Origin of the sequence: Phenylobacterium sp. SCN 70-31, assembly GCF_001724605.1 — a bacterium.
Taxonomy (GTDB): domain Bacteria; phylum Pseudomonadota; class Alphaproteobacteria; order Caulobacterales; family Caulobacteraceae; genus Phenylobacterium.
Genome location: NZ_MEEX01000009.1, coordinates 124,208 through 146,088, shown reverse-complemented (window position 1 = coordinate 146,088; position 21,881 = coordinate 124,208). Strand labels below are relative to the sequence as shown.

General features: G+C 70.2%; 22 protein-coding genes and 1 tRNA gene. 18 read left to right on the top strand and 5 right to left on the bottom strand.

From position 1 onward, the window contains the following. Positions 1 to 6: 6 nt before the first annotated feature. Genes ABS78_RS09400 through ABS78_RS09390 form a run of 3 tightly spaced genes read left to right on the top strand, consistent with a single transcriptional unit; the run spans position 7 to position 4,253 of the window. Positions 7 to 327 (top strand): succinate dehydrogenase assembly factor 2, encoded by a 321-nt coding sequence (locus ABS78_RS09400; protein ID WP_293377591.1) that lies wholly within the window; start codon positions 7 to 9, stop codon positions 325 to 327. Positions 328 to 355: 28 nt separating this feature from the next. Then, complete coding sequence (gene mfd / locus ABS78_RS09395; protein ID WP_293377807.1) at positions 356 to 3,805, top strand: transcription-repair coupling factor; 3,450 nt, start codon at positions 356 to 358, stop codon at positions 3,803 to 3,805. Positions 3,806 to 3,827: 22 nt separating this feature from the next. Then, a complete protein-coding gene (locus ABS78_RS09390; protein ID WP_293377588.1) occupies positions 3,828 to 4,253 on the top strand; it encodes a hypothetical protein in 426 nt (141 codons plus the stop codon). On the opposite strand, the gene ABS78_RS09385 is transcribed toward ABS78_RS09390, so the two are convergent. After that, a complete protein-coding gene (locus tag ABS78_RS09385) occupies positions 4,202 to 5,572 on the bottom strand; it encodes a diguanylate cyclase (RefSeq protein ID WP_293377585.1) in 1,371 nt (456 codons plus the stop codon). The genes ABS78_RS09390 and ABS78_RS09385 overlap by 52 nt on opposite strands. Before the next feature lie 157 nt (positions 5,573 to 5,729). Between ABS78_RS09385 and ABS78_RS09380 the strand changes: the two genes are divergently transcribed. The 3 genes from ABS78_RS09380 to ABS78_RS09370 all read left to right on the top strand — a co-directional run bounded on the left by ABS78_RS09380 (position 5,730) and on the right by ABS78_RS09370 (position 8,840). Continuing rightward, entirely contained in the window at positions 5,730 to 6,494 is a 765-nt protein-coding gene (locus tag ABS78_RS09380; protein WP_293377582.1) for an SDR family NAD(P)-dependent oxidoreductase, read from the top strand. A gap of 60 nt (positions 6,495 to 6,554) precedes the next feature. Further along, on the top strand, positions 6,555 to 7,685 hold the full coding sequence (locus ABS78_RS09375; RefSeq protein WP_293377579.1) for a CaiB/BaiF CoA-transferase family protein: 1,131 nt from the start codon (positions 6,555 to 6,557) through the stop codon (positions 7,683 to 7,685). A 243-nt stretch (positions 7,686 to 7,928) separates the two neighbouring features. Continuing rightward, positions 7,929 to 8,840, top strand: coding sequence for a YihY/virulence factor BrkB family protein (locus ABS78_RS09370; RefSeq protein WP_293377576.1), 912 nt, complete (start codon positions 7,929 to 7,931; stop codon positions 8,838 to 8,840). Here the strand turns inward: ABS78_RS09370 and ABS78_RS09365 are convergent. Next, entirely contained in the window at positions 8,837 to 9,076 is a 240-nt protein-coding gene (locus ABS78_RS09365; RefSeq protein ID WP_293377573.1) for a sulfurtransferase TusA family protein, read from the bottom strand. The genes ABS78_RS09370 and ABS78_RS09365 overlap by 4 nt on opposite strands. 68 nt (positions 9,077 to 9,144) lie before the next feature. Here ABS78_RS09365 and ABS78_RS09360 point away from each other — a divergent pair, with 68 nt between their 5' ends. Further along, the gene (locus tag ABS78_RS09360) at positions 9,145 to 10,581 is read left to right on the top strand and encodes an MFS transporter (RefSeq protein ID WP_293377570.1); all 1,437 of its coding nucleotides are present in this window, start codon (positions 9,145 to 9,147) and stop codon (positions 10,579 to 10,581) included. 128 nt (positions 10,582 to 10,709) lie between these two features. Next, entirely contained in the window at positions 10,710 to 11,129 is a 420-nt protein-coding gene (locus ABS78_RS09355) for an MOSC domain-containing protein (RefSeq protein ID WP_293377567.1), read from the top strand. A 13-nt stretch (positions 11,130 to 11,142) separates the two neighbouring features. Here ABS78_RS09355 and ABS78_RS09350 read toward each other — a convergent pair whose 3' ends face one another. Then, positions 11,143 to 12,711 carry a vWA domain-containing protein gene (locus tag ABS78_RS09350; RefSeq protein ID WP_293377564.1) on the bottom strand — a complete coding sequence of 523 codons (1,569 nt, stop codon included), beginning with the start codon at positions 12,709 to 12,711 and terminating at the stop codon, positions 11,143 to 11,145. Positions 12,712 to 12,878: 167 nt separating this feature from the next. On the opposite strand from ABS78_RS09350, the gene ABS78_RS09345 reads away from it, so the two are divergent. The 3 genes from ABS78_RS09345 (at position 12,879) to ABS78_RS09335 (ending at position 14,023) form a co-directional block, all read left to right on the top strand. After that, positions 12,879 to 13,361, top strand: a complete 483-nt coding sequence (locus tag ABS78_RS09345) for a TadE/TadG family type IV pilus assembly protein (RefSeq protein ID WP_293377561.1) — start codon at positions 12,879 to 12,881, stop codon at positions 13,359 to 13,361. Beyond that, positions 13,358 to 13,882, top strand: coding sequence for a TadE/TadG family type IV pilus assembly protein (locus tag ABS78_RS09340; protein WP_293377558.1), 525 nt, complete (start codon positions 13,358 to 13,360; stop codon positions 13,880 to 13,882). Before ABS78_RS09345 ends, ABS78_RS09340 begins: the two co-directional genes overlap by 4 nt. Before the next feature lie 51 nt (positions 13,883 to 13,933). After that, positions 13,934 to 14,023, top strand: a tRNA-Ser gene (locus ABS78_RS09335). A 139-nt stretch (positions 14,024 to 14,162) separates the two neighbouring features. Here ABS78_RS09335 and ABS78_RS09330 read toward each other — a convergent pair. Continuing rightward, positions 14,163 to 14,939: an SDR family oxidoreductase gene (locus ABS78_RS09330; protein ID WP_293377555.1), complete on the bottom strand. Its 777-nt coding sequence runs from the start codon at positions 14,937 to 14,939 to the stop codon at positions 14,163 to 14,165. 78 nt (positions 14,940 to 15,017) lie between these two features. Further along, positions 15,018 to 15,923 carry a LysR family transcriptional regulator gene (locus ABS78_RS09325; protein ID WP_293377552.1) on the bottom strand — a complete coding sequence of 302 codons (906 nt, stop codon included), beginning with the start codon at positions 15,921 to 15,923 and terminating at the stop codon, positions 15,018 to 15,020. Between the two features lie 134 nt (positions 15,924 to 16,057). On the opposite strand from ABS78_RS09325, the gene ABS78_RS09320 reads away from it, so the two are divergent. From ABS78_RS09320 to ABS78_RS09290, 7 genes are all read left to right on the top strand, one after another. After that, complete coding sequence (locus tag ABS78_RS09320; RefSeq protein WP_293377549.1) at positions 16,058 to 16,831, top strand: SDR family oxidoreductase; 774 nt, start codon at positions 16,058 to 16,060, stop codon at positions 16,829 to 16,831. Between the two features lie 122 nt (positions 16,832 to 16,953). Continuing rightward, entirely contained in the window at positions 16,954 to 17,955 is a 1,002-nt protein-coding gene (locus ABS78_RS09315) for a septal ring lytic transglycosylase RlpA family protein (protein ID WP_293377547.1), read from the top strand. Between the two features lie 42 nt (positions 17,956 to 17,997). Continuing rightward, a complete protein-coding gene (gene tmk, locus ABS78_RS09310; RefSeq protein ID WP_293377804.1) occupies positions 17,998 to 18,633 on the top strand; it encodes a dTMP kinase in 636 nt (211 codons plus the stop codon). Further along, on the top strand, positions 18,626 to 19,627 hold the full coding sequence (locus ABS78_RS09305) for a DNA polymerase III subunit delta' (RefSeq protein WP_293377544.1): 1,002 nt from the start codon (positions 18,626 to 18,628) through the stop codon (positions 19,625 to 19,627). The genes tmk and ABS78_RS09305 overlap by 8 nt, the downstream gene beginning before the upstream one ends. A gap of 17 nt (positions 19,628 to 19,644) precedes the next feature. Next, positions 19,645 to 20,421 carry a TatD family hydrolase gene (locus ABS78_RS09300; RefSeq protein ID WP_293377541.1) on the top strand — a complete coding sequence of 259 codons (777 nt, stop codon included), beginning with the start codon at positions 19,645 to 19,647 and terminating at the stop codon, positions 20,419 to 20,421. Next, on the top strand, positions 20,418 to 21,239 hold the full coding sequence (locus ABS78_RS09295) for an MBL fold metallo-hydrolase (protein WP_293377538.1): 822 nt from the start codon (positions 20,418 to 20,420) through the stop codon (positions 21,237 to 21,239). Before ABS78_RS09300 ends, ABS78_RS09295 begins: the two co-directional genes overlap by 4 nt. After that, entirely contained in the window at positions 21,236 to 21,859 is a 624-nt protein-coding gene (locus ABS78_RS09290; RefSeq protein WP_293377535.1) for a phosphoribosylglycinamide formyltransferase, read from the top strand. The genes ABS78_RS09295 and ABS78_RS09290 overlap by 4 nt, the downstream gene beginning before the upstream one ends. Positions 21,860 to 21,881: the final 22 nt, after the last annotated feature.

Sequence of the window (21,881 nt, the reverse complement as noted above, 5' to 3'; positions counted from 1 at the left end):
CTCCCGATGACGACCCAAGACGATGCACGGCTGAAGAAGCTGAAGCTGCGCGCCTGGCGCCGCGGCTTCCGGGAAGCGGACCTCATCCTGGGGCCGTTCGCGGACAAGCACGTTCCGACCTTCGACCCGGCCGAACTGGACTGGTTCGAGGCGCTGCTGAACCAGCCGGACCAGGACCTCTACGACTGGATTCTGGAGCGGCAGGCGACGCCTTCGGAATTCGACGGCCCCTTGATGAGTAAACTCAAGGCGTTCCGGGACGAAGCTCACAAGGGCATTTCGCCCAAGGGACAGGCGGAGAGCGGGGCGGGAGACCAGGATGGCTGACGGCGCACGTCCGGACCCGCGCGCCGTGATGCGACGCGTGGCGGACGATCCCGGCCGCCTGGACCTGGTGGGCGCGCCCGAGGGCTTCGACGCCCTGGTGACGGCCGACATCGTGAAGGCCCGCAAGGGACTCACCGTCTTCGTGGCCCGCGACGCCGGGCGCCTTTCGGCCTTCGCCGACGCGTTCGCTTTCTTTGCGCAGGGTGTGGAGGTTCTGACCTTCCCGGCCTGGGACTGCCTGCCCTACGACCGAATCGGCCCCTCGGCGGGTGTCGCGGCCCAGCGGATGACGACGCTCGCGCGGCTGGCCGCCGGACTGGACGCGAAACCCCGGCTGCTGCTCACCACCGTGCCGGCTCTGGTCCAGCGCACGCCGCCCAGGGCGGCGGTCCAGGGGGCGAGCTATTCGGCGCGGACGGGGAACGCCGTCGACATGGCCGAGGTCGAGGCCTACTTCGCGGTCAACGGCTACAGCCGCGCCTCGACGGTCTCGGAGAAGGGCGAGTTCGCCATCCGGGGCGGGGTGATCGACGTGTTCCCGCCGGGGGCCGAGGAGCCGGTGCGGCTGGACCTGTTCGGCGACATCCTGGAATCCATCCGGGCCTTCGATCCCGAGACCCAGCGTTCGACGCGCCAGTTGTCCGAAATCTCGCTGCTGCCGGTCAGCGAGGCGCTGGTGGACAAGGCCGCGATCAGCCGCTTCCGCACCGGCTATCTGGAGGCGTTCGGCGCGCCGGGGGACGACCCGCTCTACGCCGCCATCTCGGAGGGCGGCCGGCGCGCCGGGATGGAGCACTACCTGCCGCTGTTCTATCCCGAGCTGGCGACGCTGTTCGACTACCTCCCGGCGGATTCGGCCATCGTCCTGGATCATCTGGCGCGTGACGCCCGCGACGAGCGCCTGGCCATGGTGACCGACGCCTACGAGGCCCGCGCCAGCGCCGAGCGGCGGGTCCACTACCACCCGCTGGAGCCCACGCGGCTCTACCTCGACGCCGCGGAATGGGACGAACAGCTTCACACCCGGCCGACCCGGCGGTTCTCGGCGTTCAACGAAGCCGAGGGCGAGGCGGTCATCGACATGGGCGCGCGGGCGGGGCGCAACTTCTCGGCCGAGCGCAAGCTGGATAGCGTCAACCTGTTCGAGGCGACGGTCGATCACGCCAAGAAGCTGTCCGCCGACGGCAAGCGCGTGCTGTTCGCGTCGTGGTCCGAGGGCTCGTCCGACCGCCTGGGCCACATGCTGGCCGATCACGGCCAGGGGAACCTGCCGCTCGCGCCCTATTGGGATGCGGCGAAGGCGGCCGATCCGAAGAGGCCCCAGCGCGTGGTCCTGCCGCTGGACGCCGGGTTCGAGACCGACTCGCTGGCGGTCATTTCCGAGACCGACATCCTGGGCGACCGGCTGGCTCGGCCCCGCAAACGCCGCCGGGCCTCGAACTTCCTGGCCGAGGCGTCGGCGCTGACGCCCGGGGACCTCGTGGTCCATATCGACCACGGGATCGGCCGGTACCTGGGCCTCAAGACCCTGGACGTTCAGGGCGCGCCGCACGACACGCTGGAATTGCAGTACGGCGGGGAGGCCAAACTTTACCTGCCGGTCGAGAACATCGACCTCCTGACCCGCTACGGCGCCGACGGCGAGGGCGTGCAGCTCGACCGCCTGGGCGGCGCGGCCTGGCAAGGGCGAAAGGCCCGCGCCAAGGAGCGCCTGCGCGAGATGGCCGACGGCCTGATCCGCATCGCGGCCGAGCGGGCGATGAAGTCCACCGACGCGGTCGATCCGCCCCAGGGCCTGTTCGACGAGTTCTGCGCCCGCTTCCCGTACGAGGAGACCGACGACCAGCTCCACGCGATCGGCGACGTGCTGGAGGACCTGGCGGCCGGGCGGCCGATGGACCGGCTGATCTGCGGCGACGTGGGCTTCGGCAAGACCGAAGTGGCGCTGCGCGCCGCCTTCGTCGTGGCCATGAGCGGCCAGCAGGTGGCGATCGTGGCGCCCACGACCCTGCTGGCGCGGCAGCACTACAAGACGTTCTCCGAGCGGTTCGAGGGCTGGCCGGTGCGCGTGCGTCGCCTGTCGCGCCTGGTCCCGGCCAAGGAGCAGGCCGAGACGCGCGACGGGCTGGCCAAGGGCGAGGTGGAGATCGTGGTGGGCACCCATGCGGTGCTCTCGAAGCAGGTCAGCTTCAAGAACCTGGGCCTCGTCATCGTGGACGAGGAGCAGCACTTCGGCGTGAAGCACAAGGAGACGCTCAAGGCGCTGCGCGCCGACGTGCACATGCTGACGCTGACGGCGACGCCGATCCCGCGGACGCTGCAGATGTCGCTGAGCGGCATCCGGGAGATGTCGATCATCGCCACGCCGCCGGTCGACCGGCTGGCGGTACGCACCTACATCACGCCGTGGGATCCCGTGGTCGTCCGCGAGGCGCTGCTGCGCGAGAAGTACCGGGGCGGCCAGGCCTATTTCGTGGCGCCGCGCATCGGAGACCTGCCCGAGCTTGAGCGCTTCCTGCGCGAGCAGGTCCCCGAGGTGAAGTTCGTGGTGGGCCACGGCCAGATGGCGCCCACCCAGCTCGAGGAGGTGATGACCGCCTTCTACGACGGCCAGTACGACGTGCTGCTGTCGACCACGATCGTGGAGAGCGGGCTGGATATCCCGACGGCCAACACCATGATCATCCACCGGGCCGACATGTTCGGCTTGGCCCAGATGTACCAGCTCCGCGGGCGCGTGGGGCGGTCGAAGGCGCGGGCGTACGCCTACCTGACCACGCCGGCCGAGCGGCAGATCACGCTTTCCGCAGAAAAGCGCCTGAAGGTGCTGCAATCCCTGGATAATCTGGGCGCGGGCTTCCAACTCGCCAGCCACGACCTGGATATCCGCGGCGGCGGCAATCTGCTGGGCGACGAGCAGTCGGGACACATCCGCGAGATCGGCGTCGAGCTGTACCAGCAGATGCTGGAGGACGCGGTGGCCGAGCTGAAGGCCCGCGGCGGACCGGACGAGGCGGTCGCCGACCGCGGATGGTCGCCGCAGATCAACACGGGCGCGGCGGTCCTGATCCCCGACGCCTATGTGCCCGACCTGAACGTGCGCCTGGCGCTCTACCGTCGCATCTCCGACGCCGAGAAGGCTCAGGATCGCGAGGCGCTGGCGGCCGAGCTGATCGACCGCTTCGGGCCGCTGCCGCCCGAAGCCGACCAGCTTCTCAAGGTGGTGGCCATCAAGGGTCTGTGCCGTGAGGCCAACGTCGCCAAGATCGACGTGGGCCCCAAGGGCGCCGTCGTGACGTTCCGGAACGACACGTTCAGGAACCCGGGCGGCCTGGTGGGGTTCGTGGCGAAGAACCCCGTCGCGTGGCGGCTCCGCCCCGACCATAAGGTTGTCGTAAAGGGGGAGTGGGATACGCCCAAGCAGCGGCTCGACGCCGCCGAGAAGGTGTTGTCCGAACTGGCGAAGCTGGCCGCCTGAGCGCCGGCACGAGGAGTCTCCCATGCGCCGTATCATCCCGATGCCGGCTACCCCGATGCTGGCCGCCCCCGTCCTGGCGTTCCTCCTGAGCGGCGCGGCCGCTCCGGCGATGGCCCAGAGCACCGACGCGGCCGATGTGCGCTGCCTGATGGTGCTTCAGGTGGTCGGCAACGATCCGAAGCAGGCCGAGCAGGCCGCCAGGGGCGTCTATTTTTACCTGGGGCGCCTGACCTCGCGGGGGCCGGTGTCCCGCGTCGAGGGGCTCATCAAGGCGGAAGCCGCGAAGCTGCCGCCGCAACAGGCCCAGGCCGAATTGCAGCGTTGCGGCGCCGAGTTGAACAACCGCACCCAGGAGCTGCGGCCCCGCCGCGGCGCCCGTCAAGAAGTAGGCCGCGCTCAGCTCGCGATGCGTGACTGGGCCATCGCGGCCGCCTGTTCGAGGGCGTAGCCGACGCCGTCGGGCGAGGTGACCTCGGCGACGCCCAGGTCGAATTCGACGACGAAGGGCGTGGCGCCCGAGCCCGCCTCGAAGGCAGTGCAGCCGATGACGGCGGCGATCCGCTCGCCGGCGGCGCGCGCGGCGTGGAAGGAGGTCGCGGGCAGGGCCAGGGCGAACACCTCGGGCGCCAGGCGGGCCGCCGTATCCTCGACGCGGACGAGGCGGCCGATCATCGAGCCGATCTGGGGAATGGCGCGCGCCACCCATCCGCCCGACCGGGGCGCGTGGAGGTCGGCCTTCTCGGCCACCTTGAGCATGCAGACGCTGAGCGGCCGGTTGCGCGCCCTCGCGCTGCGGGCCAGGCGCATGAGGTGGGCGGCGAAGAGATCGCGGGTGAAGAGACCGGTCGCCGCGTCCATCAGCCCCGAATGGCGCGCCTGCTCCAGGGCGGCGCGCACCGACTTCTGCCGTCGATAGGCGCGCGCCAGTTCGACGACACGCAGGGCGGTTTCCGATTCCGGGGTCTCGGGCGAGGCCACGTCGGAAATCCCCCGATGGTACGCCTCGGCCGCCGTGACCGCCGACTGGGCCCGCATGTAGAGCAGGGCGGGCGTGTGATAGAGGCGGGTGTTGCGGCGCAGCCCGGCGGCGATCGAGAGCGCTTCGTGCGGATTGTCGGCGGCCCACAGCACGACGGCGTCGAAGGGCCTCTCGTGCAGATAGTCGAAGGCGGTGAAGGCGGTGAAGGCCCCGACCACCTCGGCGCCGTGCCGGGCCAGCGCGTTCGAGAGCGCCAGGAACTGTGGCGCCGGCTCGCCGATGGCCAGGACGCGGAAGGGCGCGGGATCGTCGGCCGGCGCATCGAAGGCATGGCCGCGCTCGGCGAAGGTCTCGACCCGGATCTCGAGTTCCTCTTCCGAGACGGCGGTGCGGACCAGGGTCTCCAGCCGCATGGCCGCCTGGGCGGGGTGCAGCGGCCCGGCGAGGGTCAGGTCGAATCCCCCGCCGGCGCGGAGCGGTTCCGGGAGGTGGTCGGAGAGCTGGTCAGGGCGCAGCGCGTCGGGCGCGCTCATCGCCAGGACCGGAAGCCGACGGGGGGCGCAGGCCGCCCGCAGGCGTCCGGCGACGCCGCCGGCGGGATCGTCGAGCCCGGAGAGGTCGACGATGGCGGCCTGGATCTGGAGATCGGCCAGGGCCACGAGCGCCGCGGCCTCCGTGCGGGCGGTCACCGTGCGCCATCCCAGACGGTCGAGCCCCTCGGCGAGCGGCCCGGCCGTGGAATCGTCACGGGCGACGATCAGCACTCGCGCCTGGACCCCTGCCGTCATATCCCCATCCCAATCGCACCCCGTCTGTCCTAAGCACGGAATCGCGCGGGGTCGGAAGGTTGTCCCATAACTCCGGGCAGGTTGCGGAAGCGTTTCGTTGTCGCAGCCGTGGCGGAGCGGCTGCGGCCGTCGGGAAGAGATCGAAGGGAGAGCGACGTTGGGCGCGGATCTGAAGGGCAAGGTGGCGGTCATCACGGGCGCGAGCGGAGGCCTGGGCGCCCATTTCGCGCGGCTGCTGGCGCAGAACGGCGCTGCGGTGGCGATCACTGCGCGCCGGGTGGACAAGATCCAGACGCTGGCGGACGAGATCAACGCCTCGGGCGGTCGCGCCGTGGCCTACGGCCTGGACGTCGCCGACGCGCATGCGATCGCCCCCGCGCTGGACCGCGCCCAGTCGGACCTGGGTGGTCTGGACATCCTGGTCAACAACGCGGGCGTCGGCGGGGAGGGGCTGGCGCTCGACATCTCCGTCGAGGATTTCGACAACACCTTCGGCGTCAATGTGCGCGGGACCTTCTTCGCCGCCCGCGAGGCGGCGCGGCGCATGATCGCCGCCGGGGTGGAGGGCCGCATCCTGAACATCGCCTCGATCGCGAGCCATACGGTGCTGCCGGGCCTCTCGGCCTACTGCGGCTCGAAGGCGTCGGTGGCGATGCTGACGCGCAGCCTGGCGCGGGAATGGGCGCGGCGGGGCCTGGCGGTGAACGCGCTCTGCCCCGGCTACATCGAGACCGCGATCAACGACGCGTGGTGGCCGACCGAGGGGGGGCAGAAGCAGCTCAAAGGGTTTCCCCGCCGGCGGCTCATGGACGCCTCGGACCTGGATGCGGCCTTCCTGATGCTGGTGGGGCCCGCCGCCGCGGCGATCACCGGCAGCATCATCACCGTGGACGACGGCCAGTCGCTGCCCGGCGGCGGCTGAGCGGTTGGCTGACGAAGCGGAAACGCGCCTAGATCGACTCCGCCAAACAGGGAGAGACGCATGGGCCAGGGACCGCTGTCGGGTCTGAAGATCGTGGAGTTCGCGGGGATCGGCCCGGGGCCGTTCTGCGGCATGCTGCTCTCGGACCTGGGCGCCGACGTCGTGCGGATCGACCGCAAAGGGCAAGGCCGGGGCGCGCCCAGCGACGTGACCAGCCGCGGCCGCCGCTCGGTGGCGCTGGACCTCAAGACGCCCGAGGCGGTGGAGACCTGCCTCAAGCTGATGGAGAGGGCCGACGCCATCATCGAGGGCTTCCGCCCCGGCGTGATGGAGCGCCTGGGCCTCGGGCCGGATCTCGCGCTGAAGCGCAACCCGAATCTGGTCTACGGCCGCATGACCGGCTGGGGCCAGACGGGCCCCTACGCCCAGGCGGCGGGCCACGACATGAACTACATCGCCATCACCGGCGCGCTGCACGCCATCGGCACCCAGGACAAGCCGGTCCCGCCGCTGAACCTGGTGGGCGACTTCGGGGGCGGCGCGCTCTATCTGGCCTTCGGCGTCCTGGCCGGGGTGATCCAGGCGCGCGAGACCGGCCGGGGCCAGGTGGTGGACTGCGCCATGAGCGACGGCGCCGCCTCGCTGATGGCCATGTTCTACGGCTTCAAGGGCGCCGGCGGGTGGAAGGAGGAGCGACGCTCGAACCTGCTCGATGGCGGCGCGCACTTCTACGACACCTATCAGTGCAGCGACGGCAAGTGGGTCTCGATCGGTTCGATCGAGCCGCAGTTCTACGCCCTGCTGCTGGAGAAGACCGGCATCGACGATCCGGACTTCCAGCGCCAGCACGACCGTACGATGTGGCCGGCTCTGCGCGAGAAGCTGGCCGCGGTGATCGCCCGGAAGACGCGCGACGAATGGACCGAGATCATGGGCGGCACCGACGTCTGCTTCGCGCCCGTGCTGGACCTGGACGAAGCGCCGAAGCACCCGCACAACGCGGCCCGCCAGACGTTCGTCGAGATCGCCGGGGTGGTGCAGCCGGCGCCCGCGCCACGGTTCTCGGCCACGCCCGGGGCCATCCAGGGCCCGCCGCCGGCCATCGGCGCGCACGACCGCGAGGCGCTGACCGACTGGGGCTTCAGCGACGCCGACATCGGCGCGCTCAAGTCGGCGGGCGCCCTGGCCTGAGGCTGGGCCAAGGCGGTCCCTTACCTGAAAGGCGTGTTCAGGCGCGGTTCAGCCGCTCACGCCCAGATTGATCCCCGGATCGGTCACCGCGCTCTCCCGTCCCTCGAAGCGGCGGCCGGCCCGGATGGAAAGACACGCCCATCGGCGGCGCGTCGCCTGCTTAACCCTGGCGGCGCGCCGTTATGGCGATCCCGAACCCACAACCCTTGCTTCAGACCGAGTCGGCGGCCAAGTTCCGCGCGCATGAGACTGCCCGAGCCGATCCGCCGCCTTCGGGCGCGCGACTTCGACCCCCTCATGGCGGTCCGCCTCAGCCTCACCGTGCTGGGCAAGTCGTTGACGCGCCTCTGGGGTCGGGACGTGATGCTGTACAATGGCGGCGTCTCGTTCTTCGTGATGCTGGCCATCTTTCCGGCGCTGGCCATCGCCATCGGCCTCTACGGCGTGCTGGCCGATCCGGCCGCCATGGCGCGGCAGGCCGAGACCATGGCGCGGGTCATGCCCGACGCCGCCCGTCTGATCTTCGAGAGCGAACTGGTGCGGCTGGCCAGCGCCCCGACCGCCGCCATATCGACCCAGAGCGGCCTGGCCCTGGTGATCGGCGGCTATGCGGCCCACCGCGGCTTCAAGGCGCTGCTGGCGGGCTTGTCGTTCATCCACGATGAACACGATCCCCGGGGCTTCGTGGGATTCAACCTGCTGGCCCTGGCGGTGCTCATCGCGGCCATGGCGGCGCTGGGCGTCCTGTCGACGGTTTTCTTCACGTTCCGGATCCTGGGCGAGACCCTGGACCTGCGCCCCCTGCGCGGGGCGCCCTGGCTCTACAGCGAATGGACCTGGGCCAGCGTGGGCATGACGCTGGGCATGGCGCTGATCTACCGATGGGCCATGTCCCGCGAACCCGTCGCCTGGCGGGCGTCCCTGGTGGGCGGGGCGGCGGCGGCCGGGCTCTGCATCTTCGCCTCGTGGGGCCTGGGGGTCTATGTGGAGCAGATCGTCCAGCTCGGCGCGACCTATGGCTCGGTCGCCACGGTGGTGGTGTTCCTGATCTGGCTGTCTTGGAATGTGAACGCGGTCTTCTTCGGCGGTGCGCTGGCCACCGAGATCGAGATCGCCGCCCATAGCCGGCGAACGCCGGTCTCGACCCGGGTCTAGGCCGGCCGGCCGACCAGGACGAAGGTCAGCTCGCCGTCCGGGCCCTCCGAGCGCTCGGCCACCTCGACGCCGGCTTCGGCGGCGAAGTGGGGCACGTCGATCCGGGCCAGCGGGTCGTCGGCGAGCAGGCGGACCCTGACTCCCGGCGCGGCGGCTTCCAGCGCGCGCCGGAGCCGAAGCGTCGGGACCGGGCAGCGGTGGCCGCGCGCGTCGACCAGGATCTCGTCCGTCGTCATGGACGAGGCAGATACACCAGCCGGGGCGGGAACAAAAACGCCGCCCCGGAGATTGAGCAAGAGGGCGCATGAAGGACACCTTCACCTCAGACGTGCCGGCGCGGCTCGATCGCCTGCCGTTCGGCCGCTTCCACTGGCTGGTCATCGCCGCGCTGGGGATCACCTGGATCCTGGACGGCCTGGAGGTGACGCTGGTCGGCGCCCTCGCGCCCGCGATCCAGGGCCCCGACGGCCTGAACCTGACCGCAACCCAGATCGGGCTGACCGGCAGCGCCTACATCCTGGGCGCGGTTCTGGGGGCGGTGTTCTTCGGCCGGCTGACCGACCGGTTCGGCCGCAAGCGGCTCTTCACGATCACGGTGGCGGTCTATCTGCTGGCGACGGTGGCGACCGGTTTCGCCTGGGACTTCTGGTCGTTCGTCCTGTTCCGGTTCCTGACCGGGGCGGGGATCGGCGGGGAGTACGGCGCCATCAATTCGGCGATCGACGAGCTGATCCCGGCGCGACACCGCGGGCGCGTGGCCCTCGCGATCAACGGCAGCTTCTGGGTGGGGGCCGCGCTGGGCGCGCTGGGCTCTCTGGTGGTGCTGGACCCGGCCCGGGTCGATCCGGCGCTGGGCTGGCGGCTGGCTTTCGTCATCGGCGGGGCGATGGGGCTGATCGTGCTCTATATCCGTCGCTACATCCCGGAGAGCCCGCGCTGGCTGCTGACCCACGGTCGGCCCGAGGAGGCCGAGGTCATCGTCGCGGGCGTCGAGCATCGCGCCGGTCTGTCGCCTGGCGACGGCGGACCGCTGCGCCGCATCCGCTACGTTCGCCGTGGCCACACCAGCTGGCTGGAGGTCGCGACCACCCTGTTCCGGCGCCATCCCCGCCGGCTCGGGCTGGGCCTCGTGCTGATGGCCACGCAGGCGTTCTGCTACAACGCCATCTTCTTCACCTATGCGCTGGTCCTGACCAAGTTCTACGGCGTGGCGACCGAGAACGTCGGGTGGTTCATCCTGCCGTTCGCGGCGGGCAATGTGGCCGGGCCGCTGATCCTGGGGCCTCTGTTCGACAGCATCGGCCGCAAGCCGATGATCTCGGGCACCTACGCCGTCGCGGGCGCCCTGTTGTGCGGCGTGGGCTGGATGTTCGCGCAGGGCTGGCTCACGGCCGAGACCCAGACCGCCGCGTGGATGGTGATCTTCTTCTTCGCCTCGGCCGGGGCCAGCGCGGCCTATCTGACGGTGGGCGAGCTGTTCCCCATCGAGACCCGGGCCATCACCATCTCCCTCTTCTACGCCGCCGGCACCCTGCTGGGCGGCGTTGCGGGACCGGCGCTGTTCGGCGCGCTCATCGACAGTGGCGAGCGTGTCCAGATCTTCTACGGCTATCTGCTCGGCGGAAGCCTCATGCTCGTGGCCGCGGTCGTCGAGCTGTGGTTGGGCGTGGCGGCCGAGCGCAAATCGCTCGAGGATGTGGCCACGCCGCTTTCGGCCGTGCCCGACGAGGACGCCCCATAGACACGCCCGAGCCCCAGGTCGTCGCCGTCAGCCGCAAGGCCGGGCACGGCGTCGACAAGCCGAACCAGCTCGTCATCCGGCTGGCGGAGGGGCATGGCGTCGAGGGCGACGCTCACCACGGCGTCACGGTGAAGCACCGCAGCCGCGTGCGCGCCAACCCGGACCAGCCGAACCTGCGGCAGGTGCACCTGATCCACGAGGAGCTGTTCGCCGAACTGGCGGGGCAGGGGTTCGCCATCTCGCCGGGACTCATGGGCGAGAACGTCACCACGCGCGGCGTAGACCTGCTGGGGCTGTCCCGGGGGGCGCGCCTGCGCCTCGGAGAGTCGGCGGTCGTGATGGTCACGGGCCTGCGCAATCCGTGCCTTCAGCTCGAAGCCCTCGCGCCCGGGCTGATGAGGGCGTGCCTCGACCGCGGCCCCGACGGCGAGCCCGTGCGGAAAGCCGGGATCATGGCGGTCGTGGTCCGGGGCGGGGAGGTGAGGGCGGGCGACCCCATCGTGGTAGAGCCGCCCGAAGGGCCTGCCGAGCCCCTTCGTCCCGTCTAACCCCGGAGGGCGGTCAGCGCGCCAGGTGAAGCGCGGCGATCTGGCCCGCGATGCTCTGGAACACGGCGGTCAGCGTCGAGGAGCTCTTCACGTCGTAGTAGTAGTCGCGGTTGGTCGCGCAACTCTTCAACAGTTCGCTGTCGCCCGTGTTGACCTCGACCCGGATCGTATAGATCTCGATATCCTTGGCCTTGATGTTGTCGCACAGCTTCGACAGCCGCGAATCCAGGGCCGCGGTGCGCTGGCTCGTGGAGGCGCCCTGTTCCAGCGGCGCGCCGTTGGCCTTCAGCACCCGGCGTTGCCAGATGTAGCCGGTCGCCGCGTAGGTGCCGTCGTTCGGCGTGTCCCGCTGGGCGATCGTGTTCTCGCCGTCGGTCATCAGCACGATGATCTTCTTGTGCTTGGCCGTGCCGTACGGGACGCCGTCGCCGAACGGCGCATGTGACAGCAGGGTGTTCCAACCCCACATCAGCCCGATCGGGATATTGGTGTTGCCATCGGCGTCCAGGTTGCCGATGGCCGTCCGAAGGCCGGAGAAGTCGGTCGTCAGGCGCATGATCGGCGACACGCCGCAGCCGCGGTTCGGGCCGAAGGTGGTGCTCATCGAACCCTTCTTCGAGTTCCCGTACTTGGTGACGCTGCCCTGGCGCACCCGCCAGTTCACGCTCGTGGTGCCGTCGCTCAGATAGTCGTTCTGGTAGCTGGCGCCGTAGCCCGTCGTCTTCACGTCGGGTTCGTCCACGGCGAAATGGATCGTATAGAGCGTCGCGGGGTTCGACACCTTGGGTTCGTTGTCCTGGATGTCGTAGGGCGCCTGGCGCATCTCCAGGCAGCCCCGCCAGCTCGTCCCGACGGTGCTGAAGAGGGCGAAGCGGTTGGCGAACTGCGTGCCCGTGGCCGTCGTGAAGATCTCGTTGTTGATCGGCGAAACGCCGTTCTGGTCGATCCAGGTGGCGTTCCGGTAGGTCGAGCCGTCGACGCGCACCGTGTTGGCGAAGGGTACGAGCGAGATCTTGACCGAATTGGGCTCGACCGCCTTCTTCGCCGCGTCCTCCATCTTGGTGACGAAGGCCCTGGCGGCGTTCTTCATGTCCCGCAGCTTGGTGCCTTCCTCCATCGACCCCGTGGTGTCGAGGACGAGGGCCACCTCGATCTTGCTGGAGGCGCGGACGACTTCCGCCGCCGCGCCCACGGTCATGGCGCCGCCCGTGACCAGGCCCGCGACAAAGGGGGTGACCCGCAGTTCGGCCGTCGCGACCACCCGCCCGTTCTCGGCGAAGGTGAAGTTGGACGCCGCCAGCGCGAAGTCGCTGCTGACGCGGAGGTTCTGGGCCAGATAGCGGTCGCCGTGGGTCTTCAGCTCGCTGTCCGTGGTGGCGTTCGTGCGCGCCGCGGCGAGCGCGGCGGCGTCCAGGGCGTCCTGAAGCTGCGACTTGGCGCTCGTCACCCGGGCGAGATCCATCGCGCCCAACCCGGCCACGCAGATGGGAGCCATGGCGAGCGCCGCCACGACCGCCACATTGCCCTGGTTGTCGAGCGGACGGACCAGCCGGCGTAGAGCGGCGAGCCGAAACCTGTGCATTCGCATCACCCTGTCGGACACAAGCAGACGTGCGGACACTGGTAGCCACGGACACCTAATCGGCCATTAGCCTGAGCCGTTAATCGCGCTTAACCGCTTTTCAACGCGAGTTGTTTGCCTCGCGGCGTCTATCTGGCCGCATGCCTTCGCGCCTCCGAACCTTCGCGATGTTCCGCCGGGACCAATCCGGCGCGACGGCGGTCGAGTTCGCGTTCGTGGCGCCGGTGCTGATCTTCGCGCTCTTCTCGCTGATCGAGATCGGCATGCTGGGCATGATGGTCAGCGGCGTGGACAGCGCGGTCTTCGAGGCGTCGCGGCGCATCCGCACCGGCCGCGACGACGCCGCCAATTCGAGCGCGGCCTTCAAGGACCAGATCTGCGCGCGGCTCGGGGGCGATATCGGGCGGTGCCGCGAGCGTCTGACCACCAGCGTCCAGCGCTTCAACCGGTTCGCCGACGCCAATGCGGTCGCGACGCAGCAGCCGGACGACTCGTTCAACAAGGGCGCCGCGGGCGACATCATCATCGTGAAGGCCAACTACCGCTGGCCGCTGATGACCCCGTTTCTGGCGACCGGCAACGGACGCACGGGACCGCTCGAGGTCACCATAGCCTCGCGGGCCGCCTTCAAGAACGAGCCGTTCGAATGATCCGCTTCGTCCGTCGGGCCGCAAAGGAGGAGCGGGGCGCGGCTGCGGTCGAATTCGCGCTGATCTTCCCCATCATCTTCGCGCTGAACATCGCGGCGGCCGAGGCGCTGCAGGTCTATCAGGTGCAGCGCAACGTGGCCCACATCGCCGCGGTCATGGCCGATATCACCGCCCAGGCGCGGACGATCACCGACGGCGAGTTGCAGGACGTCCTTCAGGCCAGCACGTCGATTATCCACCCGTTCCCCACCGCCAGCCTCCAGCAGCGGGTGGCGAGCCTCAGCGCGAACAGCAGCGGCAGCGTCTCGGTCGACTGGACGGCGCGCCGCGACTACGGCTCGTCCGCCGCGCCCACGATTCCCTCGGGCTATCTGGCCGCCAACGAGAGCGTGATCGTGACCGACGTCATCTACGACTATCGCCCGACCTTCGGCCTGTTCCTTCCCGAAACCATCCGCTTCTCGCGCCGCGCCTACTCCCGGCCGCGCCTGTCGGTGAAAGTCGAACGGATATCGGATTGATCGACGGGTCGGTGGAGCCCGCCGCAAAGGCCTGATAGAAGGCCGCCTCCCGGATGGGTGGCCGAGTGGTTTAAGGCAGCGGTCTTGAAAACCGCCGTGGGTGGAAGCTCACCGTGGGTTCGAATCCCACCCCATCCGCCAAAGGTTCTTCAGGACGTACGAGGGCTCGAAAATCGGCGTTCCGGCGCCCGGCCTCCTGTCCCGTCTCTGGGCATACGCGCGAAGGACACGGGCCTGTCGGCTCGTCGAACCGCGGCGTCTTACCGGGCTGCCACGGCCTCTACGCCCGATAGATGGGGGCTGCGCCGGGCGCGCCGGTCATGCCGCCGTCGACCACGACCTCGGCGCCGAACATGAAGGACGAGGCGTCCGAAGCCAGGAACACGACGACTTCGGCCATCTCCTCCGGTTGCGCCCAGCGGCCGATCGGCGTGCTGGCGGCCACCCGTTCGCGAAGCGCCGACAGTTGTGCGGGATCGCTGCGCGTGCGGCCGAAGATCGACGTCTCGGTGGGGCCCGGCGCGATGGCGTTGACGCGCACGTTCTGGGTCCGCAGGTCCGCCGAGAAACTGCGCGCGAAGGCCCTGACCGCGGCCTTGGACCCGCTGTAGGCCGAGGTGTTGGGCGAGCCGTGGTAGGGCGAGATCGAGCTGTTCAGGACGATGGAGCCGCCCGAGCGCATGATCGGCGCGATCTTCTGGACCAGGAAGAACAGGCCCTTCACGTTGGTGTCGAAGATCTGGTCGAAATGCGCCTCGGTGGCGGTCTGGACCGAGGCCGACCCGCCCACACCGGCGTTGACGAACGCCACGTCGAGCCCGCCGTGCGCCGCCTGGATGCGGGCGACCAGCCGGTCGGAGTCCGCAAGGCTGGCCTGGTCGGACGGGATCGCCAGCACGTCGGACCCCAGTTCCTGCCGGACCGCCTCCAGCGTCGCGGGATCCCGTCCCGTCACGACGACCTTGGCGCCCTCGCGGACGAAGGCGTGGGCCGTGGCCAGGCCGATTCCGCTGTTGCCGCCCGTGATCAGGGCGACCTTGCCCGCCAGCTTTCCCATGAAACGCATCTCCTCGCCCAGACGGGGCTCCAAAACTCCGACCGGTATACCCGAAACGCCGCAACGCGCGCGTCCTTGTCACGGCGCGGCGATCGCCGCCTTCAGCAGCCTCTCCAGCCAGTCGGCGAACACCTGCACGCGGCGGGACAGGTGCTGACGGTGCGGATAGAGGAGGGTGATGGGGAGCGGCTCGGCGCAGTGCTCGGGCATCACCTCGACGAGGTCGCCCGCGGCGAGGACGTCGCGCACGTCGTAGGCCGGGATCTGGATCAGGCCGAGTCCGGCCAGGCAGCAGGCGATGTAGGCCTCGGCGCTGTTGACGATCACCCGCCCACGCATGTCCAGGGTGCGGGTCTCGCCGTCCTCGATCCACTCCCAGGGCTCGATCCGTCCCGTCGAGGGCGATGCGTAGTTGACCGCGAGATGCCGCGGCAGGTCCAGGGGCGAGGCCGGAACGCCGTGTCGGGCCAGGTAGGCTGGGCTGGCCACATTGACGAGCGCAAGGCGGCCGATCGGTCGGGCGATCAGTCCTGAATCGCTGAGCGGCCCGACGCGCAGGACGCAGTCCACGCGTTCCTCCACGAGGTCGACCGCGCGGTCGGTGACGCCCAGCGCGACGTCGATATCCGGGTATTCGTCCAGGAACGCCGGCAGCGCCGGGGCGACGACCAGGCGGCCGATGCGGCCGGGGACATCGACCCGCAGCCGGCCCGAGGGTTTCGCGCCGCGGGGCCGGAACAGGTCTTCGGTCTCCTCGACGTCGGCGATCACACGAAGGCAGCGCTCGTAGAACGCCGCGCCGTCCTGGGTGGGTGAGATCTTGCGCGTCGTGCGGTGGAGAAGCCGCGCGCCCACCCGCGCCTCCAGGCTCGCCACCGCGGCCGACACCGAGGAGCGCGGCATTCCCAGTGTGTCGGCCGCGCGCGTGAAGCTGGCGCATTCGACGACGCGGGCGAAGATGCGGAAGAGGTCGATACGGTCCAAGCGCGGCGCCCTGTTTGTTCGATATCTCTGACCAATGATGTCAAACTGGCGCGCTCTATCTCCAGAATCCAGACTGTAAGTTGGGCTCAGGAACGGCCGCGCCGCGCGGCCTGACAGGCTCACGGAGATTCGACATGGCCGATCACGGCATCAAGGGAAAGACGGCCATCATCGCGGGTGGCGGCAAGAACCTCGGCGGCCTGATCGCCCGGGACCTCGCCGAACACGGGGCGAAGGCGATCGCGATCCACTACAACAGCGCGGCCGCCCGGGCCGACGCCGAGGCGACCGTCGCGGCCGTGAAGGCCGCCGGCGCGGAAGCCGTTGCGTTCCAGGCCGACCTGACCGGCGCGGCCGCCATGGAGACGCTGTTCCGTGACGCCGTCGCGGCGATCGGCCGGCCGGACATCGCCATCAACACCGTCGGCAAGGTGCTGAAGAAGCCGATCCTCGACATCTCGGAAGCCGAGTACGACGAGATGAGCGCGGTCAACGCCAAGAGCGCCTTCTTCTTCCTCAAGGAGGCGGGCCGGCATGTGGCGGACAACGGCAAGATCTGTACGCTCGTCACCTCGCTGCTGGGCGCCTTCACACCGTTCTACGCGAGCTATGCGGGGACCAAGGCGCCGGTGGAGCACTTCACCCGGGCCGCCGCCAAGGAGTTCGGCGGGCGGGGGATCTCGGTGACCGCCATCGGCCCCGGCCCGATGGACACGCCGTTCTTCTACGGCCAGGAGGAGCCCGAGGCGCAGGCCTACCACAAGTCCGCCGCGGCCTTGTCGGGGCTCTCGAAGACCGGCCTGACCGACATCGAGGACATCGTGCCCCACATCCGCTTCCTGGTCTCGGAAGGGTGGTGGATGACCGGCCAGACGATCCTGGTGAACGGCGGCTACACCACGAAATAGGCCCCATGCGCAGCCCGACCGCGACGCCTGCGGGCGGGCTGCGCGCCTTTGCGCCGGCAACGCCTGGTTAACCCTGTTTCAAGGTTAGGCGCCCACCTTCGACCGACGAGTCGGAGGCAAGCATGATCCTGAGTCCGAGGGCGGCGACGCCTATGCGTCTGGCGGTGATCCTGGCGGCCGGCGCCTCGCTGGCGGCCTGCGCCAGCGTGCAGCCGCGCTATCCCAGCCAGGCGGGGGCCGGAAAGCCGGGCCCGGTCGCGGGCGCAGGCGCCCGCAAGGTGGGGCAGCCCTATCAGGTGAACGGCATCTGGTACGTGCCGCGCGAACAGCCCGACTACGACCAGCGTGGCATGGCCTCGTGGTACGGCCGGCAGTTCCACCTGAAGTCCACCGCCAACGGCGAGATCTTCGACATGAACGCCGTGTCGGCCGCCCACACGACGTTGCCGCTGCCTTCGATGGTGGAGGTGACGAACCTCGACAACGGCCGCAAGCTGACGGTGCGGGTGAACGATCGCGGTCCCTTCCACGACAACCGGATCATCGACCTGTCCCAGGAAGCGGCGATCCAGCTCGGCTTCCATCGCGAGGGCCTGGCGAACGTGCGGGTGCGATACCTCGGCCCCGCGCCGCTCACCGGTCGCACCGAAGGCGTCCGGGTGGCCAGCGCCGCGCCCTATGCGGCCGCTTCCCAGGTCGCTTCCCAGGCTGCGACCTCGCCCCCCGCCCAGACCTATCGTCCCCCGGCGCGTGAAGTCGTCACCGAGACGGCGCTGCCGCCGGTGACCGGCGCGGCGATCTCGGACGCGCCGATCCCGCCTGCGATCCCCTCATCGACCCCGCCCGCGGCGTATCAGGCCTACGCCGCCGCGCCGGCCGTTCCGGCGTCGCCGTCCGCCCTGCGGATTCAGGCCGGGGCCTTCTCGAATCCGGCCAACGCCCAGAGGGCCGTCGACCAGCTCTCCACCGCGGGCAGCGCGTCGATCGAGCCTCTGCAACTGGACGGCAGGACCCTGTATCGCGTGGTGCTGCCGGCGCCCGCCGACGAGGCGGCGGCCTACGCCCTGCGCGACCGCGTGGCCGAGATCGGATTCACCGAGGCGCGCGTCGTGCGCATGTTCTAGGCGCCGCTGGACTTCCGCGCCGAACCGGCCAATTTGGTCGGCGTGACGCGCGGCCGGTTCATCACCTTCGAAGGCGGGGAGGGGGCGGGGAAATCCACCCAGCTCCGCCGACTGGCCGCCCGCCTAGAGGGTCAGGGACGCGAGGTGGTGGCTACGCGCGAACCCGGCGGTTCGCCGGGCGCCGAGAGCATCCGGGATCTGGTGCTGCGCGGATCCGCCGACCGGTGGAGCCCGGTCACCGAGACGCTGCTGATGTACGCGGCGCGGCGGGACCACATCGAGCGGGTGATCCGTCCGGCGCTGGCGCGGGGGGCCTGGGTGATCTGCGATCGGTTCGCCGACTCCACGCGGGCCTACCAGGGGGCGGCGGGCGGCACGGACCCGGGCCTGATCTCGGCGCTGGAATCCTTCATCGTGGAGGATACCCGGCCGGACCTCACCCTCATGTTCGACCTGCCGGCCGAGGTGGGGCTGGCGCGGGCGGAGGCGCGGGCGGGCTCGGAAATGCGGTTCGAATCCAAGGGGCTCGCGTTCCATCAGCGCCTCAGGAAGGCCTTCCAGACGATCGCCGCCGCCGAACCCGACCGGTGCGCGACCATCGACGCGGCCGCTTCCATCGAGGCGGTCGAGGCCGCGGTCTGGGCTGCGGTGGAGGCCAGGCTGCCGGCCCATGCCTGACGACACGCCCACGCATCCCCGGGACGTCTACGATCTCGAAGGCCAGGAGGCCGCGGAAACCGCGTTCGAGGCGGCGCGAACGCGCGGGCGGCTGCACCACGCCTGGCTGCTGACCGGACCCGAAGGCGTGGGCAAGGCCACCTTCGCCTATCGCGCCGCGCGGCGCCTGCTGGGCGCGCCGCCGTCGCCCGAGCATGGCGTCCTGGGCGCCGATCCCGGACATCCGGTCAGCCGCCAGGTGGCCGCGCGAAGCCACCCCGACCTTCTGGTGCTGGAGCGCGAGGGCGTGGATGGCAAGCCCCGGCGGGTGATCCCCGTGGACGACGCCCGGCGGCTGGCCGAGTTCTTCTCGAAGTCGCCGGCCAGCGCGCCGCACCGCGTGGCCATCGTGGACGCCGCCGACGACCTGAACGTCAACGCCGCCAACGCCATCCTGAAGACCCTGGAGGAGCCGCCGCCGCGGGGCGTGCTACTGATGACGTCCCATGCGCCGGGTCGTCTTCTGCCGACCATCCGCTCGCGTTGCCGCCGGCTGGCCTTCGCCGCGCCGGGCGTGGAGGCGGCGACCGCCTTCGTATCGCGCCGGGCCGCCGTGAACCCCGAGGAGGCGCTCAGGCTGGCGCACATGGCCGACGGCGCGCCGGGCCGCGCCCTGGCGCTGGCCGCCTCGGGCGCGCTGGCGATGGACGATGCGGCCCGCGAGATCCTTGACGGCCTGCCCAACCTCGACGCCACCCGCGCGCTGGCGATCAGCGACTCCTTCCGGGGCGGGGAGGGGGCCCAGCATTTCGCCCTGCTCTTCGAGCGCCTCTCCGCCCGCGTCCACGCGCTGGCGGCGTCCCGGGCGCGCGAAGGGTTCGGATCGCTTGATCGCTGGGCGGAGGCGTGGGAGACGCTGCAACGCCTGCCGCGCGAGGTGGAGGCGCTCAATCTCGACCGAACGGACGCCCTGTTCACGGCCCTCGCGGAGCTGAAACAGGCGGCCCAAGCCTGAAGGTCCGGCCGCCGCCGATGCTGATCGACAGCCACGTCAACCTCCACGCGCCGCAGTTCGACGAGGACCGCGATGCGGTGATCGAGCGGGCGCGCGGCGCCGGTGTGGGGCTGATGGTCAACATCTGCGACCGGGTGTCGAACTTCACCGCCTGTCGCGCGGTGGCCGACGCGGACGATATCTGGTGCACCGTCGGCACCCACCCGCACGAGGCCAAGGAGAACCCCGAGCTGTCGCCGGGCGATCTGGTGGCGCTGGCGGCCGATCCGCGCGTGGTGGGGATCGGCGAGTGCGGCCTGGACTTCCACTACGACCTGAGCCCGCGCGATATCCAGGCCAAGGTCTTCCGCGCCCACGTGGCCGCCGCGCGGGAGACCGGCCTGCCGCTGGTGGTCCACACGCGGGAAGCCGACGACCAGATGGGCGAGATCCTCGAGGCTGAATACGCCAACGGACCGTTCCGGTTGCTCATGCACTGCTACACCTCGGGCGGGGAGCTGGCGCGCCGCGCGGCGGAACTGGGCGCGTGGTTCTCGGTCTCGGGCATCGCCACCTTCAAGGCGGCCGACGACGTGCGGGCGGTGATCCGCGAGATGCCGGCCGAGCGGATCATCGTGGAGACCGACTGCCCCTACCTGGCGCCCGTTCCCTACCGCGGACGGCGGAACGAACCGGCCTATGTCGGCCACGTCCTGGCCAAGCTGGCGGAGATCCGCGGATGGTCGCCGGACGAGGCCGAAGCGCGGACCACGGACGCCTTCTTCGCCCTCTTCGACCGGATCCCGCGGCCATGAGCGGGCGGTTGGAGATCACCATCCTGGGATGCGGTTCGTCGGGCGGCGTTCCCCGAGCCGACGGCGACTGGGGCGACTGCGACCCGGCGAATCCGAAGAACTTCCGTATGCGCTGCTCGATGCTCGTCCGGCGGATGGGGGACGGGGGCGAGGCGACGACGGCGCTCGTGGACGCCTCGCCGGAACTGCGTATCCAGACCGCGCGAGCGGGGATGACGCGGTGCGACGCCGTGCTGCTGACCCACGACCATGCCGATCAGGTTCACGGACTGGACGACGTACGGGCGTTCTTCCTGCGCCAGCGGGCGCGGATTCCCTGCTGGATGGATGCGGCGACCGACACCAGCATGATGCGCAGGTTCGGCTACATCTTCGAAGGCGAGGGCGGCTATCCGGCGATCTGCGACCGCCGCGCCATCCCGGCGCACGGCGTCGACTGGACCGTCGACGGGCCGTCGGGCGCCATTCCCGTGCGGACCTTCGACCAGGATCACGGCGGAGTCCGTTCGGTCGGTTACCGCTTTGGCGGGGTCGCCTATTCCAGCGACGTCGTGGGCCTGGACGAGGCGGCGTTCGAGGCGCTGGCCGATCTGGACGTCTGGATCGTGGACGCCCTGCGCCGGCGTCCGCATCCGACCCATGCGCATCTGGATCTGGCTCTGGAATGGATCGCCCGCGTGCGCCCCCGGCGCGCCATCCTCACCAATCTGCACATCGACCTGGACTACGACCAACTCGTCCGCGAACTGCCGCCGGGCGTCGAACCGGCTTATGACGGTATGCGGTTCGAGCATGAGATTTCGGCGACAAGAATTTGACTTCAAAGAGACTTCAGATCGGATTTCTGGCCTCGGGAAACGGCTCCAGCGCCGAGGCGATCGTGCGTGCGATCCAGGCGGGCGATCTGGCCGCCGACGCGCGCCTGCTGGTGGGCAACCGCCGCGAGACCCCCGCGTTCGGGTGGGTCGACGCGCTGGGGATTCCCAGCCTGTTCATTCCCACGGCCGGCGATCCCGAAGGCGCCGACATCCGGCTGGCCGAGGCCCTTGGAGCGCATGGTGTCGACCTGGTGGTGCTCTCGGGCTACCTGCGCCGGCTCGGGCCCGAGACCCTGCGACGCTACGAGGGCCGCATCCTGAACATCCATCCGGGTCCCCTGCCGGCGTTCGGCGGAGAAGGGATGTACGGGATCAACGTGCATCGCGCCGTGATCGCGGCCGGCGTGGCCGAATCCGGAATGACCATCCACCTCGTGGACGAGGAATACGACCATGGGGCCGTCGTCGCTCGGCGCGCGGTGCCGGTCCGGGCCGGCGAGACCGCGGCGGATCTGGAGGCGCGGGTCAAGGCGCTGGAGCCGCCGTTCTTCGTCGACGTGCTGCGCAGCCTGGCGGACGGCGACCTGACGCTGCCCTCGAGCCTTCGGCGGTTCGGTTGAACCGCCGATAGACAATTCGTCG